General features: G+C 42.4%; 14 protein-coding genes. 1 reads left to right on the top strand and 13 read right to left on the bottom strand.

The features are described 5' to 3' along the window. Positions 1–36 precede the first annotated feature (36 nt). The 10 genes from EEL30_12625 to EEL30_12580 all read right to left on the bottom strand — a co-directional run bounded on the left by EEL30_12625 (position 37) and on the right by EEL30_12580 (position 10,469). Positions 37–933, bottom strand: coding sequence for an NAD-dependent epimerase/dehydratase family protein (locus EEL30_12625; protein QDX93073.1), 897 nt, complete (start codon positions 931–933; stop codon positions 37–39). A gap of 1 nt (position 934) precedes the next feature. Further along, complete coding sequence (locus tag EEL30_12620; protein QDX93072.1) at positions 935–1,390, bottom strand: NUDIX domain-containing protein; 456 nt, start codon at positions 1,388–1,390, stop codon at positions 935–937. A 178-nt stretch (positions 1,391–1,568) separates the two neighbouring features. Continuing rightward, entirely contained in the window at positions 1,569–2,861 is a 1,293-nt protein-coding gene (gene hemL / locus EEL30_12615; protein ID QDX95755.1) for a glutamate-1-semialdehyde-2,1-aminomutase, read from the bottom strand. Between the two features lie 149 nt (positions 2,862–3,010). Continuing rightward, entirely contained in the window at positions 3,011–4,072 is a 1,062-nt protein-coding gene (locus EEL30_12610; GenBank protein QDX93071.1) for an Lrp/AsnC family transcriptional regulator, read from the bottom strand. 1 nt (position 4,073) lies between these two features. Next, positions 4,074–5,054, bottom strand: a complete 981-nt coding sequence (gene hemB, locus EEL30_12605) for a porphobilinogen synthase (GenBank protein QDX93070.1) — start codon at positions 5,052–5,054, stop codon at positions 4,074–4,076. A 16-nt stretch (positions 5,055–5,070) separates the two neighbouring features. Then, positions 5,071–6,579 carry a uroporphyrinogen-III C-methyltransferase gene (gene cobA / locus EEL30_12600; protein QDX93069.1) on the bottom strand — a complete coding sequence of 503 codons (1,509 nt, stop codon included), beginning with the start codon at positions 6,577–6,579 and terminating at the stop codon, positions 5,071–5,073. Beyond that, complete coding sequence (locus EEL30_12595) at positions 6,576–7,517, bottom strand: hydroxymethylbilane synthase (protein QDX93068.1); 942 nt, start codon at positions 7,515–7,517, stop codon at positions 6,576–6,578. Before EEL30_12595 ends, cobA begins: the two co-directional genes overlap by 4 nt. A gap of 13 nt (positions 7,518–7,530) precedes the next feature. After that, the gene (locus tag EEL30_12590) at positions 7,531–8,169 is read right to left on the bottom strand and encodes a bifunctional precorrin-2 dehydrogenase/sirohydrochlorin ferrochelatase (protein QDX93067.1); all 639 of its coding nucleotides are present in this window, start codon (positions 8,167–8,169) and stop codon (positions 7,531–7,533) included. Between the two features lie 13 nt (positions 8,170–8,182). Then, entirely contained in the window at positions 8,183–9,001 is an 819-nt protein-coding gene (locus EEL30_12585) for a cytochrome C assembly protein (protein QDX93066.1), read from the bottom strand. A gap of 100 nt (positions 9,002–9,101) precedes the next feature. After that, entirely contained in the window at positions 9,102–10,469 is a 1,368-nt protein-coding gene (locus EEL30_12580; protein QDX93065.1) for a glutamyl-tRNA reductase, read from the bottom strand. Between the two features lie 359 nt (positions 10,470–10,828). On the opposite strand from EEL30_12580, the gene EEL30_12575 reads away from it, so the two are divergent. Continuing rightward, positions 10,829–11,746, top strand: a complete 918-nt coding sequence (locus EEL30_12575) for a DMT family transporter (protein QDX93064.1) — start codon at positions 10,829–10,831, stop codon at positions 11,744–11,746. Between the two features lie 109 nt (positions 11,747–11,855). On the opposite strand, the gene EEL30_12570 is transcribed toward EEL30_12575, so the two are convergent. The 3 genes from EEL30_12570 to lon form a co-directional block, all read right to left on the bottom strand. Further along, entirely contained in the window at positions 11,856–13,226 is a 1,371-nt protein-coding gene (locus EEL30_12570; GenBank protein QDX93063.1) for a beta-N-acetylglucosaminidase, read from the bottom strand. Positions 13,227–13,300: 74 nt separating this feature from the next. Then, positions 13,301–13,936 (bottom strand): YihA family ribosome biogenesis GTP-binding protein, encoded by a 636-nt coding sequence (locus EEL30_12565; protein QDX93062.1) that lies wholly within the window; start codon positions 13,934–13,936, stop codon positions 13,301–13,303. Beyond that, on the bottom strand, positions 13,933–16,272 hold the full coding sequence (gene lon / locus EEL30_12560) for an endopeptidase La (protein QDX93061.1): 2,340 nt from the start codon (positions 16,270–16,272) through the stop codon (positions 13,933–13,935). Before lon ends, EEL30_12565 begins: the two co-directional genes overlap by 4 nt. Positions 16,273–16,466 lie beyond the last annotated feature (194 nt).

Below are 16,466 nucleotides of genomic sequence, written 5' to 3'. Positions count from 1 at the left end.
ACAAAGCTACAACACGCTCATTTACTGTGGCTATACCTAGCTCTCTATTTTTTCAAACGATTTCCTGATTCGGTGAATAAGTGGTGGTAACCATTCTTGCAAAGGAACGAATAAAAAGCCTGTTTCTTTTGCTTTTTCATTACTCATGCACCATACCGAGTGCGATATCCCGAATGGCGACATGTGTTCATCCTCTGTCTCTGACAAAATGATTGCCTGCTTACCTGTGCTTTCTTCTATCATGCTGATTATTCCTTTTAATGTAACAACGCCGTGCGAGCAAGCATTAAAAGCCCCCTCCAGCTCCTCTTCTGCAGCCCATAACAGAAAACGTGCAGCTTGATTAGCTGGAATAAAGCCCATAGTCGCTTCTATATTAGGGATACCGATCGGCCATTGTTTCATCACATGTTCTACGTGAAAATGTAAGCGGCGCGTATAATCATCGTCTCCCAATACAATCGGGAATCGAATAGCCGCTACAGGAAAAGGGGCTTCCTGAAAGAACACGGCTTCAGCCAGACGTTTCCCTTCCTTATAGGACGTTTCTTGTCTGTTCACATATTGAATAGGGTAGTGATAAGGATCAAAATCCTCTTCTGTTACAAATCGGTCTGCCTCATCATAGACAGATAAGGTAGAAGTAAAAATATAACGGGAGACTTTATCAGTAAAAACCTTTATAGCAATCCGTGCATCCTCTGATGCATAGCAAATATTATCAAATATCATATCAAATTCGTAATCCTCAAATGCAGACAGCATGGATTCCTCATCATAGCGATCGACAATAATTCTCTCTACCTGATTGCCAAACGGATCTTTGGTAAGTCCCCGATTCGCAAGGGTGACTTTTATCCCTTTATCCAAAAGCTCCTGAACCAACCTTTTTCCAAAAAAACGAGTTCCCCCTAAAACAAGCGCTGTGTGCACACTATCCCTCCTTGTTTTCAAATCCGTAACTATCAAACCAGATTTCAGATCTACTGACCGATAGCTCAATCGCTTTTTTTATATATGAAATGGTATTCTGAGGAAGATCATGAATAGAGAACCATGCTAATTCATCGCATTTATGAGGTTCTGCGTTGTAAATCTCTCCTAACCATTCTGTTGCTGTTACAAAAAAATCAATGCGCTCATCCATGGAAAAACGATGCATGATGCCCGTTATCGTTATCTGTTCAGGGCTTAATTCAATGCCTGCCTCTTCACGAGCTTCACGAATCGTAGCTTCTATCACCTGTTCACCACCATCAAGATGACCAGCTACAACACTATAATTTCCATCTTCATAACCGGTCTGGTACCTTCTTAACAGTAGGATTTTGTCATCTTCTCGTAGAAAAATATGTACAGTGACTGGTGCCGTAAATCGTTTTCCTCCCATGTCATTCCTCCTCGGTGTCTATTTTTTTTCTGTTATGAAACCCCCTATTTATTATATCATCTTGTTAGAGAAAGTAGGTGAAGTTTGCTTTTTTGAGCAAGTTTTAAGAAACAAAAAAACAGACAGATGGAGTGTTCCACCTGCCTGCTTTATTCCCAAAACCTATATTTTCATTTAATTAGACTAGTGTAGCCATCGCCTTATAACTTGCCTCAATGGTCTCTTCGATATCCTCATCACTATGCATAACAGAGACAAACATTCCTTCGAATTGAGAAGGTGGAATCATGATGCCTTCTTGTAATAGCTGTTGGAAATAACGAGAAAACTTGTCCAAATCTGCGGTTTTAGCCGTCTCATAGTTGATGACTGGCGTATCTGTAAAGAATAGGCATACCATCGAGCCAACACGATTAACAGTATGGGGGATCCCCAATTTAGTTGCATTAGCCGCTAAACCTTCCGCTAGTCGAGCAGAACGCACATCCAATTTTTCATAAACACCTGGTTTACTAAGCTCAGACAATGTAGCAATCCCTGCTGCCATCGCTAGTGGGTTACCCGATAAGGTTCCTGCTTGATATACGTTACCCGCCGGAGCCACGTGTTGCATAATTTCACGTTTACCTCCATATGCACCAACTGGCAAACCTCCACCAATTACCTTACCCATTGTGGTCAAATCTGGCATGATCTTATACAAATCTTGAGCACCGCCACGAGCTACACGGAATCCCGTCATTACTTCATCAAAAATGAGCAATGTACCATACTGTTCCGTAATACTACGCAATTCTTCTAAGAAGCCCGGTTGGGGTGGCACAACACCCATATTGCCGCCAATCGGCTCTACAATAACAGCTGCTAGTTCATTACCGTATTTTTCAAAAGCAAGACGCACACTATTCATATCATTGTACGGTACCGTTATGGTATTGACCGCAATTGTTTCAGGAACACCAGGACTATCCGGCAAGCCTAATGTAGCAACACCCGAGCCAGCTTTAATCAGCAAACTGTCCGCGTGGCCATGATAACAGCCTTCAAACTTCATAATCTTGTCTCGTTTCGTGTACCCACGAGCCAGACGAAGCGCACTCATTGTTGCTTCTGTGCCAGAGTTTACCATTCGTACAACTTCTACTGATGGAACAATATCACACACTAACTTGGCCATCGTGGTTTCACGTTCTGTAGGCGCTCCGAAACTAGTGCCAAGCAAAGCAGTCTCACTAATCGCCTGCAATACTTTTGGATGAGCATGTCCCAAGATCAAAGGTCCCCAAGAACCAATATAATCAATATATGTATGTCCATCTACATCGGTAATACGGGACCCTTCCCCTTTTTCCATATAAATAGGATTGCCCCCTACGCTTTTAAAAGCACGCACAGGACTATTAACCCCACCTGGAATGTATTCTACCGCTTCTTTATGTAATTCGATTGATTTGGTAAATTGTCGAGTCATTCCACTCACCCCATTAACATCTGTTATAGTGAAACTGTTAGAAAAAACGCTTGTTTGATCACTCTCAAACAAGCGTTTTCCTGTTATGACAATATGCTCCTTATCAGGAAACAGCGCATGCATTGCAATCTATCTGACATTGTTCACGCTTACTTGTCCAATCCCAGTCTTTCCGCCACCTCATCTTCCCATTCATAAATCTCAGGTGTGAAATAAGATACGCGTGTTTTCTTATATTCTTTAGTAGAGTACAATGTGATACGATCCGTGATACCTGTTTCATCTTCAATTGCTTGTAGGATTGATTCACACTCTTCCTTATCACGACCATGTACCATCGTAAAGATGCTGTATTTCCAGTCTGGATAAGTCGGACGCAAATAGCAATGGCTAACTGCTCGGAAGGAACCCATTTTCAGTCCCATTTCCTCCGCTTGTTCTTCTGGTACATTCCATACACCCATACCATTTGCACGGAAACCAGCTTTTCGATGATTTAGTACCGCAGAGAAACGACGCATTTGACCGCGCTCTACCAATACTTTAGCATGATTTAATAATTCTTCTGTGGTCATTCCAGCATTTTTTGCCCACTCATCATATGGACGCGAAACGATAGGTAAATCCTTTTGTAATTCGATAATCACCTTGGTATCTACATCAGAGATGCCTAGATCAATAGCTGCCTGACGCATTTCTTCCGTGTAGGTAGGTGCGGATTTCGTATTCGCTTCCGTCTCCTTTTTCACATCTAGTTGTACTCCAATTTTATACAGTTTCAGAGTAGGTAGAATGCGAATAGATTCCACATTAGACAATTCTCCTAAAATTTCAACCGTTTTTTCCAGTCCAAAACGGCTGTTCGGAGGTAGAGCAATCGTGAACCAAAGGTTAAAATCATGGTTACGTTTATAGTTATGTGTAATACCTGGATGGGTATTAAAAACTTTTACAGCCATTTCATCTAGTTTATCTGGAGCAATACGAGCTGCTACAAGGCTTGATTTATAGCCCAATGCTTTGGTATCGCAGATCGCAGAGATTTGACGGATAGAATCACCCTTCATTTTCTCCAAACGAGTCATTAGCTCTTCTTCTGTCGTTCCCAAATTTTCCGCCATTACTTTAAATGGCTCAGGAACTAGCGGAATCTCTTTTTGAATAGCATCCAAAATCTCTTTGTCTAACGCATCTAGTAAGTCAACCGACATGTTACAAACCTCCTTGTAGCCACTTGGCAACATCTTTTGCATGGTACGTAATAATCAAATCTGCACCTGCGCGTTTAAATCCAACCATCGTTTCCATAACTACGCCTTGCTCGTCAATCCAACCATTTGCACTAGCCGCTTTAACCATGGAATACTCTCCACTGATATTGTAAACAACTAGTGGCAAATCAAAGCTCTGACGTAAACGTAGCACCATATCCATATATGCAAGGCCTGGTTTTACCATTAAGAAATCGGCCCCTTCAATCACATCGGATTCTGCTTCACGTAGACCTTCACGCGCATTGGCATAGTCCATCTGGTATGACTTACGATTACCGAACTGCGGAGCCGATTTCGCTGCTTCACGGAACGGACCATAGTATGCCGAAGCATATTTAACGGCATAAGACATGATTGGAATATGAGTGAACCCAGCTTCATCCAAAGCTTCACGAATGGCAGTAACAAAACCGTCCATCATATTGGATGGCGCGATGATATCAGCACCCGCTTTAGCCTGAGATACAGCAGCTTGGCTTAATAAAACGAGGGACTCATCATTTAATAACTCCCCACATTCATGCAAAACGCCACAGTGCCCATGATCAGTATATTCACACAGACATGTATCAGCAATGACAAGCATTTCAGGAAATCCTGATTTTATATGACGAATAGCTTGTTGGACAATGCCATCTTCTGCATAAGCTTCTGTTCCAAGAGCATCTTTATGTTCTGGCACTCCAAATAAGAGAACAGACTGTATACCTAAGCTAACAATTTCTTGAAGTTCCTCATTTAGACGATCCAAGGAAAAATGATAAACTCCCGGCATAGAGGAAATTTCATTTTTAATATTTTCCCCTTCTACTATAAACAGCGGGTAGATCAAATCTTCTACACGCACATGATTTTCTCGTACAAGGTTGCGCATCGCTGGGCTTCGGCGCAAACGACGATGACGGTCAAATGTTATCATAGCCCTCTTCCCCCTTTTACGTAGTAATTAGTGAATTTACTAGTCCTTCAATCGTATATTCACTTGCCATGATATCCACTTGAAGTCCTGCTCGTTTTGCTGTATCAGCCGTGATCGGTCCGATACAAGCAATCTTCACACCTTGAAGTAGTTCATTAAGATCATATTCCTTCAACGCTTCCACAAAATTTTTGACCGTGGAGGAGCTGGTAAATGTAATGATATGAATCGCTTTTTCTTCCAACAAGGAAACGGTTTCCCCGATGTTTCGTGCATCTATAACTGTATCATAGGTATCTACTTCCGTCACTTCCATGCCGAGAGTTCTCAACTCTCTTGGTAATGTTTCACGCGCGATATCAGCACGTGGAAGCAACACTTTTGAACCTGGCTGTAGTTCACTCTTTAGTGACTCTACCAATCCTTCTGCAAGGAATTCACCTGGTAACACATCTACAGTCAAGCCTCTTTCTTCTAACATAGAAGCAGTCTTCGGACCAACTGCTGCAATCTTACCGGTTAAAGTACGGATGTCAACCTTTAGTTCACGCAAACGTTTAAAGAAAAATTGAACACCATTTGGACTAGTAAACATAACCCAATCATAGCTAGACAGCTGTTGAAGTTCCGTATCCAATTGTGGGAGGGCTTGTGGCTCAACCATTTTAATCAGAGGAAATTCATATGCCTCGCCGCCCAGCTCATTAATTTGATCTGATAATTCGCTGGCTTGACTTCTAGCGCGTGTCACTAGTACGCGCTTGCCAAACAACGGTTTCTTTTCAAACCAATGTAGCTTCTCACGTAGTTGTACCACTTCACCAACCACAATAATAGACGGATTAGTTAAGCCTGCTTGCTCGCGTTTTTCCACAATGTCTTCCAAGGTACCAACCAAGGTCTCCTGATCCACCAAAGTCCCCCAGCGTACCAAGGCTACCGGTGTTTGTGGAGAACGACCATTCTTCATTAATTGTTCCGTAATATAAGGTAGATTGCCTACTCCCATATAAAAAATAATCGTGCCAACAGCCGTAGCTAATTTATCCCAGTTAATGCTTGATTCTGTTTTCTCTGGACGCTCATGTCCTGTCACAATCGCTAAAGAAGAGTTAAAATCTCGGTGGGTTACTGGAATACCCGCATACGCCGGTGCTGCGATTCCTGAGGTGATACCTGGCACAATTTCAAACAAAATATCGTGCTTAGCCAGTTCCTCTGCCTCTTCACCAACACGACCAAAAATGCATGGATCGCCACCTTTTAGACGAGTAACCACTTTTCCTTCTAAAGCTTTATCGACCAATACTTGATTGATCTCTTCTTGGGTCAAGGTATGACGATCAGGGAGTTTTCCACAATAAATCAGCTCTACGTCCGGTTTTGCATAAGCTAGCAACCGCGGGCTTGCCAAGCGGTCATACACAATGCAATCAGCCATTTGAATCGTTTCTAGTCCACGCACCGTAATTAACTTAGGGTCACCGGGGCCAGCACCTACTAAAAATACTTTTCCTTTGTTCATTGCCGGTTTTCCTCCAATACCTTAGCAAGTACTTCTCGCGCCCCTTGACGGAGTAGTTCATCAGCCAAATTTTCACCCACTGCTTGCGGATCGTCTCCGGTCAATGTCGCTTTAAACATCTGTCTTCCATCAGGAGATCCTACCATTCCTGTAATGCTAATAGATGGCTTCTGCTCCGCGTCCAGCTGCACTTCTGCATAAGCACCAATCGGTACTTGGCAACTCCCCTCCATCTTGTGGAGGAAAGCTCGCTCCGCCTCAACCGCATAACGCGTCTCTGGATGATCAAAACGTTGCAATAGTGACATCATCTCAGTATCATGTTCACGGCACTCGATAGCAAGCGCCCCTTGACCAACCGCAGGAAGGCTGATTTCTGGCTCTAGATACTGAGTAATCGTGCCTTTCCATTCCACGCGTTTAAGACCAGCAGCAGCCAGAATAATCGCATCAAAGTCCTCTTCTTCTAGCTTGCGAATCCGCGTATCAATATTTCCACGAATCGGTTTAATAAGTAAGTCCGGTCGGTAATTCAACAATTGGGAAGAACGGCGCAAACTACTGGTACCTACCACCGCTCCTTCTTTTAATTCATCTAAAGTCTTACCGTCTTTGGATATCAGTACGTCTCGTGGGTCTTCCCTTTTCGGAATGGCGCCGATCGTCAAGCCCTCCGGCAGGACAGCAGGCATATCTTTTAAACTATGGACAGCCATATCAGTTTGTTCTTCTAACAGAGATTGCTCGATTTCTTTAACAAACAGACCTTTACCGCCCACTTTGGAAAGTGTAACATCCAGAATGCGATCTCCCTTAGTAACAATCTCTGTGATGCTAAAACGTGATGCAGGGTCTATTTCACGCAAACGAGCCAGCACCCATTTTGTTTGGGTAAGCGCCAGCATGCTTTTACGCGATCCAACTTTCCACTCTTTCATGTCTGCCTCCCTATTATTGCTCTCTTTGTTTCAACTGTTGTAGTAAAGCATCCGCCATTTGCTCTCTTTGCGAGGAAGGAGCTTCTACATATACGTCATCAAGCAACTCTTGAAAGATTTGTTTGCGCACGGCGGCATCCTTAATCTCTTGTAGAACCCTCAATCTCATCTGAGCTAAAAAGTCAACGTAACCCTCATATTCCTGACCAAACTCCCGTTCCAGCTTTCTACGTAATTTACTTGCCAGACTGGGGCTTGCACCTGAGGTTGATACAGAAATAACTAGCTTTCCTCGCTTTACAGTAGAGGGAACAATATAATTGCATAGGTCTGGACGGTCTGCAATATTTATAAAAGCCTTCGTTCCTTTAGCTTGTTCATATACCGAATAGTTAACTTGACGATGATTGGTCGCGGCCACGATAAAATAAAACGGACTTAAATCCTGTCCTTGATACAGCTCGCGTTTCCAATTGATCTTATCCTGCTCGGCCCACTCAGCTAACAATGGGGTTATCTCCGGAGAAATAACAGTGATTTTTGCCCCACACTCTAGTAGAGAGCCTACCTTCCGTTGGGCTACCTCTCCACCGCCAATAACTGCACAGAGCATCCCTTCCATTTTAACATGAATCGGATAATGCGGATTCATCTGCCCCACCTCTCTACGACCATTGATGAAATTGCGAGTAGGGATCAATCAGCAAAAAATTAAGCAATAAACATGCAAATGCGATGATGTTTATCCAAGCTGCCACTTTTCCCAACCATTGATTCCGAACTCTTTGGTATAGCAACACAATATATAAGATCAGAACAATGGTAGACATCCACACTTTTGCGTCCATCCAAAATCCATGAGAGAAAATCAACTGTGCCCATATACTGCCCAAAATGACCGACAACAACAGCAAAGGCACACCAAAGATATTTAACTTAAAAGAAAACGCATCCAATTTCTCCAAACTTGGAAGGCGTTGCCAAAGTGGTGTCCACTTTTTTTTCTTCAGCATATGTAAGTTCACTAGATACATACTTGAGAATATCATGGATACAGCCAATAATGCATAGCTAATGATAGCAATTGTTACATGAATAAAAATAAAATCAGAGATAACTCCGCTATGTTGCAGAGTTGTTGGCTCTGAAAAGAACATGGATAAGGTAAGAACACCAAACCCGATCACATTAGTAAAAAAGAGTAAGAAATCAATTCGAGAAACTGCATGAATGATCAGAGAAAGGGTCACCAACACCCAAGAATAAAAAACCAAGGTTTCAAAAAATGTAACAACGGGCAAATAGAGCTTTACCACCATTTGGTAAATAAAAAAGATCGTTTGTAACACCCAGACAATCGAGAGCAGCCCTAGCGCAATCTGTTTCATTCGCCGGTTACTCTGCAAAAAATCATTGAAGTAACAAAGCACACCCGCTGCATAGAGAAAGATGGTCAAGTCATAGAGCCATCTTGCATTTGCCATACACGCTCACCTTTCCCTATTATCTATATCACGCCTATTTTCTCAATTGCCTGTGAAAACAGGCGAGAGCAAGAAGAAAGAAACTTCCCCCTCTTCTTGCTTAGAAGCGCTGTTCGCGCGTTTTTATTGATAAAGCTTTTTCACGTCCTAAAGCTTCACGCTTTTGCTGTTCCCATAATGCTTCCTGCTTTTTGCCTTCCAATCTTTCGTCCAAAGCGAAAATAGTAGAAAAGATATCGAGTACCTCTTCCCCTTTCTTCTGGACGGTCAACTCCTTCAGTTGAACAATTGGGTCATGTAATAATTGAGAAATGATTCCCCTTGTATGTTTACGAATAATATGCATTTCTTTTTCATCTAAATGAGGCAATTTGTTCTCAATTTTGCGGATCGCTTCTCCATGGATTGAAAATGCTTTTTCCCGCAATGCCGCAATTAATGGAACTACGCCTAGCGTCTGTTTCCAGTTTATGAACTCCTGTTTCTCTTCTTCAATCATAAGCTCAATACGCTCTGCTTCTTTGGAACGTTCAGCTAGATTACTCTGGACGATACCTTCCAGATCATCTATATCATATAGGAATACATTTTCTAGCCCATGAATATCAGGATCAAGATCACGCGGCACGGCGATATCAATCATAAATAATGGCTTATGAGGACGCTGCTTCATAATCGGTTTTAATTGTGCTTTCGTTAACACAAAACCGTTTGCTCCCGTCGAACTGATGACGATGTCAGCTTTCGCCAGCTTCTGGGGCAGATCCTCCATGGTACAGGCCTCTCCTCGGAACTGGTCCGCTAAGGTCTGTGCACGTTCTAGTGTACGATTTGCTACTGTGACATGAGCCACTCCGTTTGCGTGCAAATGCTTAGCCGTTAACAGACTCATTTTACCTGCACCCAAAATTAGTACATGTTTGTCAGCAAAGCTACCAAAAATCTTTTTGCCAAGTTCAATCGCAGCATAGCTGATAGATACAGCATTTTGACCAACAGAGGTTTCTGTGTGAGCCCGTTTAGCGAGCGTCACAGCCTGTTTAAAGAGTGTATTAAAAATCGTGCCAGTTGTCTCATGTTGTTGTGCTAGGAGAAAAGCGTTTCGCATTTGACCGATAATCTGTGTCTCGCCCATCACCATGGAATCAAGTCCACAGGTAACACGGTACAAGTGTTCAATCGCTTCATCATTTTCCTTTACATACATATAATCGAGAAGCGACTCTTTCTCTACACCAAACCATTCTGCAAGAAAATTCCGTGTATAAAATCGACCGGTATGCAATTGATCACAAACCACATAGATTTCAGTCCGGTTACAGGTTCCTACAATGATACATTCTAGAATGCTTTTGGTATGAGAGAGAAGATGAAGTGCTCTCGGCGTGCTGTCGTCATTAAATGTGAATTTTTCACGAACTTCGACAGGCGCTGTCTTATAGTTTAGGCCGAGCAATAAGATTTCCATAGCCTTCCTCCCGTGTCATTCAAATACGGATTTTAGCTTCTTCATTATAACATTATGTCCGTAAGCAAGTAGTTTAAAATGTGAAAATTTCATTAAAGTTGTTCAAAAAACCTTGTCAAATGTGCTCTTCACTGGTTCGACAAATTCTTTTCAGTATTTAACATTATTTTCCGTATATTAACATTTGGTGATTTTGTTATTTTATCCAGTTTTTCACTTGCTTAGTTTGTCTCATCGTTACTTGTTCATGCTTCTTTCGGAACTATCAAAAAACTCCTTCCTTCCCTTATCATCTACTCTTATAATGAGTGATATAGATTGAAAATGGCCGAAACATCTTCTAGAAATGGGGTAGCAGAGTGAAAAAAGCATTTGTAGTTGATTTATTATTGTTATGTATTGTTTTTGTATGGGGAGCAACCTTCGTGGTCGTTCAGAATGCCGTTCACATGCTTCCTCCCAATATATTTAATGCTGTCCGCTTTTTTATCGCTTCGTTATTCTTAGCCCTTATCTACTTTATTCGAAATCCCAAAGCTTGGCAAACTTGTAACTTTTCTTTGGTACTCAGCGGTGGGATTCTGGGTTTCTGGTTGTTTATTGGATATGCAACACAAACAGTGGGACTCTTGTATACTTCACCGTCAAAAGCAGGCTTTATTACAGGCTTATCAGTTGTGCTTGTACCATTACTGTCTTTTGTCATTCTCAAGCATAAAGTGAAAATCTCTGCTCTTTTCGGCGTCTGTATGGCTGTGATTGGGCTTTATTTGTTAACGATGAATGGCACACTCGCTCTTACGTTTGGTGATTTTCTAGTGCTTTGCTGTGCTGTTTGCTTTGCGATGCAGATTGTTTTAACTGGACGTTATTCACCCAAATTTTCTACGATGCCATTAGTGATTATACAGTTGTTTACCGTCTCATTTTTTAGCATGAGCTATTCCCTTCTGTTTGAAGACTGGCAAACTGTATTTGATCCTGCAATCATTGGTCACCCTAAGGTTTTATGGGCGCTATTCATCACAGCGATCCCTGCCACAGCTCTCGCGTTTTTAGCGCAGACTGCCTTTCAAAAGGACACGTCTCCAACACATGTAGCACTTATTTTTGCCTTGGAGCCAGTATTTGCTGCATTAACATCCTATCTGTGGATTCATGAGCTGTTGACGATCAAACAGTTGATCGGTTGCACTTTAATTCTTAGTGGTATGCTGTGCTCAGAACTCCCCATTCCGTTATGGCTACGCAACCTGAAGGCAAAAATGTCCGCCTAGTGGTACACCCCGCTTCGTCACTTGGAACTAATTATGTTCCTTCTAAAAATCAAACAGACATCCTCCTTAGTATAGCTGGAAGGTGCCCGTTTGATTTTGCTTTCTTATTCTATACACGTCGTTTCCACGTTTGATAATTGCGTACTTCCAAGCTAAGTGCCTCTACCATAAGACTCATCACATTGCTACTTACCTTCTCAGGTAGCTTCTCTGCTTGCCGCAAGCTTCGTCTCATTCGTAAAAAATAGAAGACTGCACGTAGAGTCTGTCCCTTCCGGCCAGCATCAATTAAACGGGTTGCCGTCTTACCTAATTTAGCCCAGCATGCATACTTTTTGAGCCATCCTTTAATTTCCTTGTACAACCTCTCGTTTTGCATGCCGTTTAGTAAATGATGAGCAGAACTCTCCATCTCAGAAAAGGTATTCTCCAAGATTTTCACAGCTTTCTGTTGATCGCCATGAAAAAAGTGATAGCGAAACTGATGTAATTTCTCAAGTAACTGCGGTGCTTCCTCATCGCATAAAAACGAGGCACGTACATGATCAGCAAACAGAAGGAATGCGTTAAAATCCTCAAGACCCACTACTTCTTTAACAGCGCGCTGAAAGGCTTCCTCAGGATCGTAGGAATCTGGATGGGTTAAATACTCTCCGATCGTAATGATAGGAATTTTGGAGCTTTCTGGGTATTCCATTGCATTAGCTACATATCCAGTGGCAGAACGATATAGGGTAGCATCCCTATTTTGCAAAGGGCCAATGTGTAGCTCGTTCGCCATCGCCAGATCATTAACCGGATAATTATCCCAATAAAATGGGTAGTGTCCCGTCTGGTTAAAAAAATAGTGAGAGTCTGCCTCTGTCAAATATGGAGAGCAAACAAATCTTCCCGTCCAAAACAGATCAATTTCCACTGGTAAATGTTGGCCCAGATAGGTAATATACGCTTCGTTCCCTCTTCCGTGATAGACCGTGGGGCATACGACAAGATGAATGTCATCTTTTCCATCCTCTTTTAATTTGTTCCATACCGTAAGCGTAATCTGCACATGTGCCTCTGCCAAATGGACAAAAGTTTCTTGATCACTTTTGTGCATTAACTCTTGTGGAATATCGTCAAATAACAAAGCAAATCTCGTCACTCCACTATAAAGAAGATGCTGGTACTTCTCTATTAATCTATCTACGTGTTTAGAGTTAGCATACTGCATGCTCATCCCTGGACTGAGACAATAATAAAAGGCACATCCAACCGAATGTGCCTCCGTAATCAGCTCCGAGATGAGACGCATTTGGGCGGGAGAATGATGCAACTGCCAATCATCGCGCAGGATCGCATCATCTTTGGGCGCATAAAAATAGGCATTAAAGCCGTGCCGACTGATGAAGTGCAACATATCGAGCCGTTCTTCATGCGACCATGGCTTACCGTAAAACCCTTCAATAAGTCCCCGTAATGCAAATCCTTGTGAAGACATCCTTTCTCCTCCTCGGGAAGCTGTTGTCTATATCTAAGCTGCTGGTGCTTTACTACCTGTATCTTTTTCTGATGTTACTCAGTATCTTCCAGTATATGGGCTGATTCTTCCGTAGGTTCCTGCTTACCTTTTAGCCTACGTAGAATTTCCCCCCATAATTCATCTCTACCTTGTCCCATTTCCGTCGAAAAGACAACGAGTGAATCCGTTGACTGGAAATTCAAAGTTTGGCGAATTACTTTTAGATGTTGTAACCATTTACCGCGAGAAATTTTGTCCCCTTTTGTTGCTACCACGATGGTAGGGATACCAAGCTCTTTGCAGTATTCATACATGCCAACATCCTCTTTAGAAGGTGCATGACGAATATCTACCAATTGAACAACGAATTTTAGCTCTTCTCGTTGACTCAGGTAGGCATCGATCATGCCTCCCCATGTTGACTTAATGGATTTAGAAACCTTCGCATATCCATAACCCGGAAAGTCAACAAAGTACATTTGATTGTTCACCTTAAAATAGTTAAGCGTCTGAGTTTTCCCCGGACGAGAGCTTGTCCGCGCAATTGCTTTACGACTTAACATTTTATTGATTAAAGATGATTTACCTACATTGGAACGACCCACCAGAGCAATTTCTGGCAGGCGATCCTTCGGGTATTGTAGAGGTCCTACGGCGCTGATAATAAATTCTGCTGAAGTAATCTTCATTTCTTTTTCACCATTTTCCCTTGCACGAAAGCATATTTGATAACGTCATCCATGTGTTCTACAGGATGGAACGTCATATCATTTTTCACACTGTCTGGAATATCTTCCAAGTCTTTCTCATTTTCAATTGGCAAGATGATGGTGGTTAAGCCAGCACGATGGGCAGAAAGCACTTTTTCTTTCAATCCACCAATCGGCAAAACACGACCACGTAACGTAATCTCACCTGTCATACCCACTTCTTTACGCACAGGAATATTTGTCATGGCTGATAACAAAGCAGTTGCCATCGTAATCCCTGCGGAAGGGCCATCCTTTGGAATCGCTCCTTCTGGTACGTGAATATGGATATCATTTTTATCCAAGAAGTCCTGCGTAATGTCCCATTGACCAGCACGAGAACGGATATAGCTGAGAGCTGCTTGTGCCGACTCTTTCATTACATCGCCTAATTGTCCTGTTAACGTCAATGTACCTTTCCCCGAGAAAACACTTACTTCCACGTTTAAGGTATCGCCACCTACCTGAGTCCAAGCTAATCCAGTAACAGACCCGATTTGGTCTTCTTTCTCTGCTAAACCATAGCGGAATCGTGGTTTACCAAGCAGGTTTTCTAAGGTCTTCGGTGTCACGACCACACGCTTTTTCTCTCCACTTACAATGATTTTGGCAGCTTTACGGCATAGATTAGCCGCTTCACGGTTCAAGTTACGTACCCCTGCTTCACGTGTATACTGACGAATCACCTTCATCATGGCATCCTCAGAAATTTGTAGCTTCTCTTTCGTAATCCCATGCGATTTTATGTTTTTAGGCAGGAGATAATCTTGCATAATATGCCATTTTTCCAACTCGGTATAACCGGAAATTTCGATAGTCTCCATCCGATCTAGCAATGGTCTTGGTATAGTGTGTAGTGTATTTGCCGTTGTTAAAAAGATAACATTGGACAAATCATAGGTTTCTTCTACGTAATGATCGCTAAATTTATCGTTTTGATTCGGATCAAGTACTTCCAATAATGCAGATGCTGGATCTCCACGGAAATCACTCGCGAGCTTATCAATCTCATCGAGCAAAATAACCGGATTGACTGTACCCGCTTGACGCATTGACTGAATGATTCGGCCTGGCATCGCTCCTACATAGGTACGACGGTGCCCACGAATTTCAGCTTCATCACGTACACCACCAAGCGAGATACGGATAAACTCGCGGCCCATCGCTCTTGCGATAGATCGACCCAACGAGGTTTTACCGACACCCGGGGGACCGACAAGGCACAGAATTGGCCCTTTCAACTCACTTACCAATTTTTGAACAGCAAGATACTCTAGGATACGCTCTTTCGGCTTTTCAAGACCATAGTGATCTTCATCCAAAATCGCTTCGGCATGAGCAATATCCAGATTATCTTCTGTCTTTTTCGTCCATGGCAAAGAGAGCAATGTGTCAATGTAAGTACGAACCACACTGCTTTCTGCAGAAGTAGCTGGCATCTTATCTAAGCGATCAAGCTCTTTTTCCAGCTTGACCTTGATACGTTCAGGGGCATCAGACTGTAGCAACTGTTCACGTAGATCATCCATTTCTCCATTGCGCCCGTCACGCTCGCCTAGTTCCTTCTGAATTGCCTTCATCTGTTCACGCAGATAATATTCTTTTTGGGTTTTTTCCATTTGCTTCTTAACTCGTTGACCAATACGGCGTTCTAGCTCCAGCACTTCACGCTCATTGTTTAAGATGTTGAGCAAGATTTCCAGACGATGATGCACATCTACTGCTTCTAGTACGTCTTGCTTATCCTTCATCTTGAGCGGCAAATGGGATGCAATGACATCCGCCATGCGACCGGCTTCTTCAATATCACTAACGGAGCTAAGCGTCTCAGGGGACACTTTTTTAGAAATTTTGATGTACTGCTCAAATTGCTGCAAAACCGTTCGTACCATAGCTTCGATTTCATTTTCATTTTCCCTTGTTTCAGGTAAATATGTAATCGAAACATAGTAGTATTCATCTTTTTGCAGATATTCATTAATCGTGGCACGCTCTAAGCCTTCCACTAATACGCGAATAGTTCCATTAGGCAGTTTTAACATCTGCTTGACTCGTGCAACGGTACCTACCAAATAGATTTGTTCTGTATCCGGTTCTTCTACCTGCACATCTTCTTGTGTAGACAACAGAATATAATTATCATCTACCATTGCTCTTTCTAGAGCTTTTACGGATTTTTCACGTCCGACATCCAAATGCAACACCATGCTTGGATAAACCAATAAACCACGAAGCGGAAGCAGTGGTATTTCACGGGATCCTGTATGTTCACTCATGACCAAGCACCTCCCATTTCTAAGGCCACGATATCTCTCTTATATAATGTCCGAAAGACGGTATCGTCTCATTGTATCGCAAAATGATACCCAATGTCTAATGACCACATGCATTTGCTTACACAGCACGCCTCTCACTGAAACATTCGTAACATACACGATGATGAGCAGTTTTTATTATACCCAAAAATTCC

It is taken from the genome of Brevibacillus laterosporus, assembly GCA_007833815.1.
GTDB classification, from domain to species: domain Bacteria; phylum Bacillota; class Bacilli; order Brevibacillales; family Brevibacillaceae; genus Brevibacillus_B; species Brevibacillus_B laterosporus_D.
The sequence above is the reverse complement of the archived record's forward strand: the minus strand, read 5'-3'. Positions and strand labels throughout refer to the sequence as shown.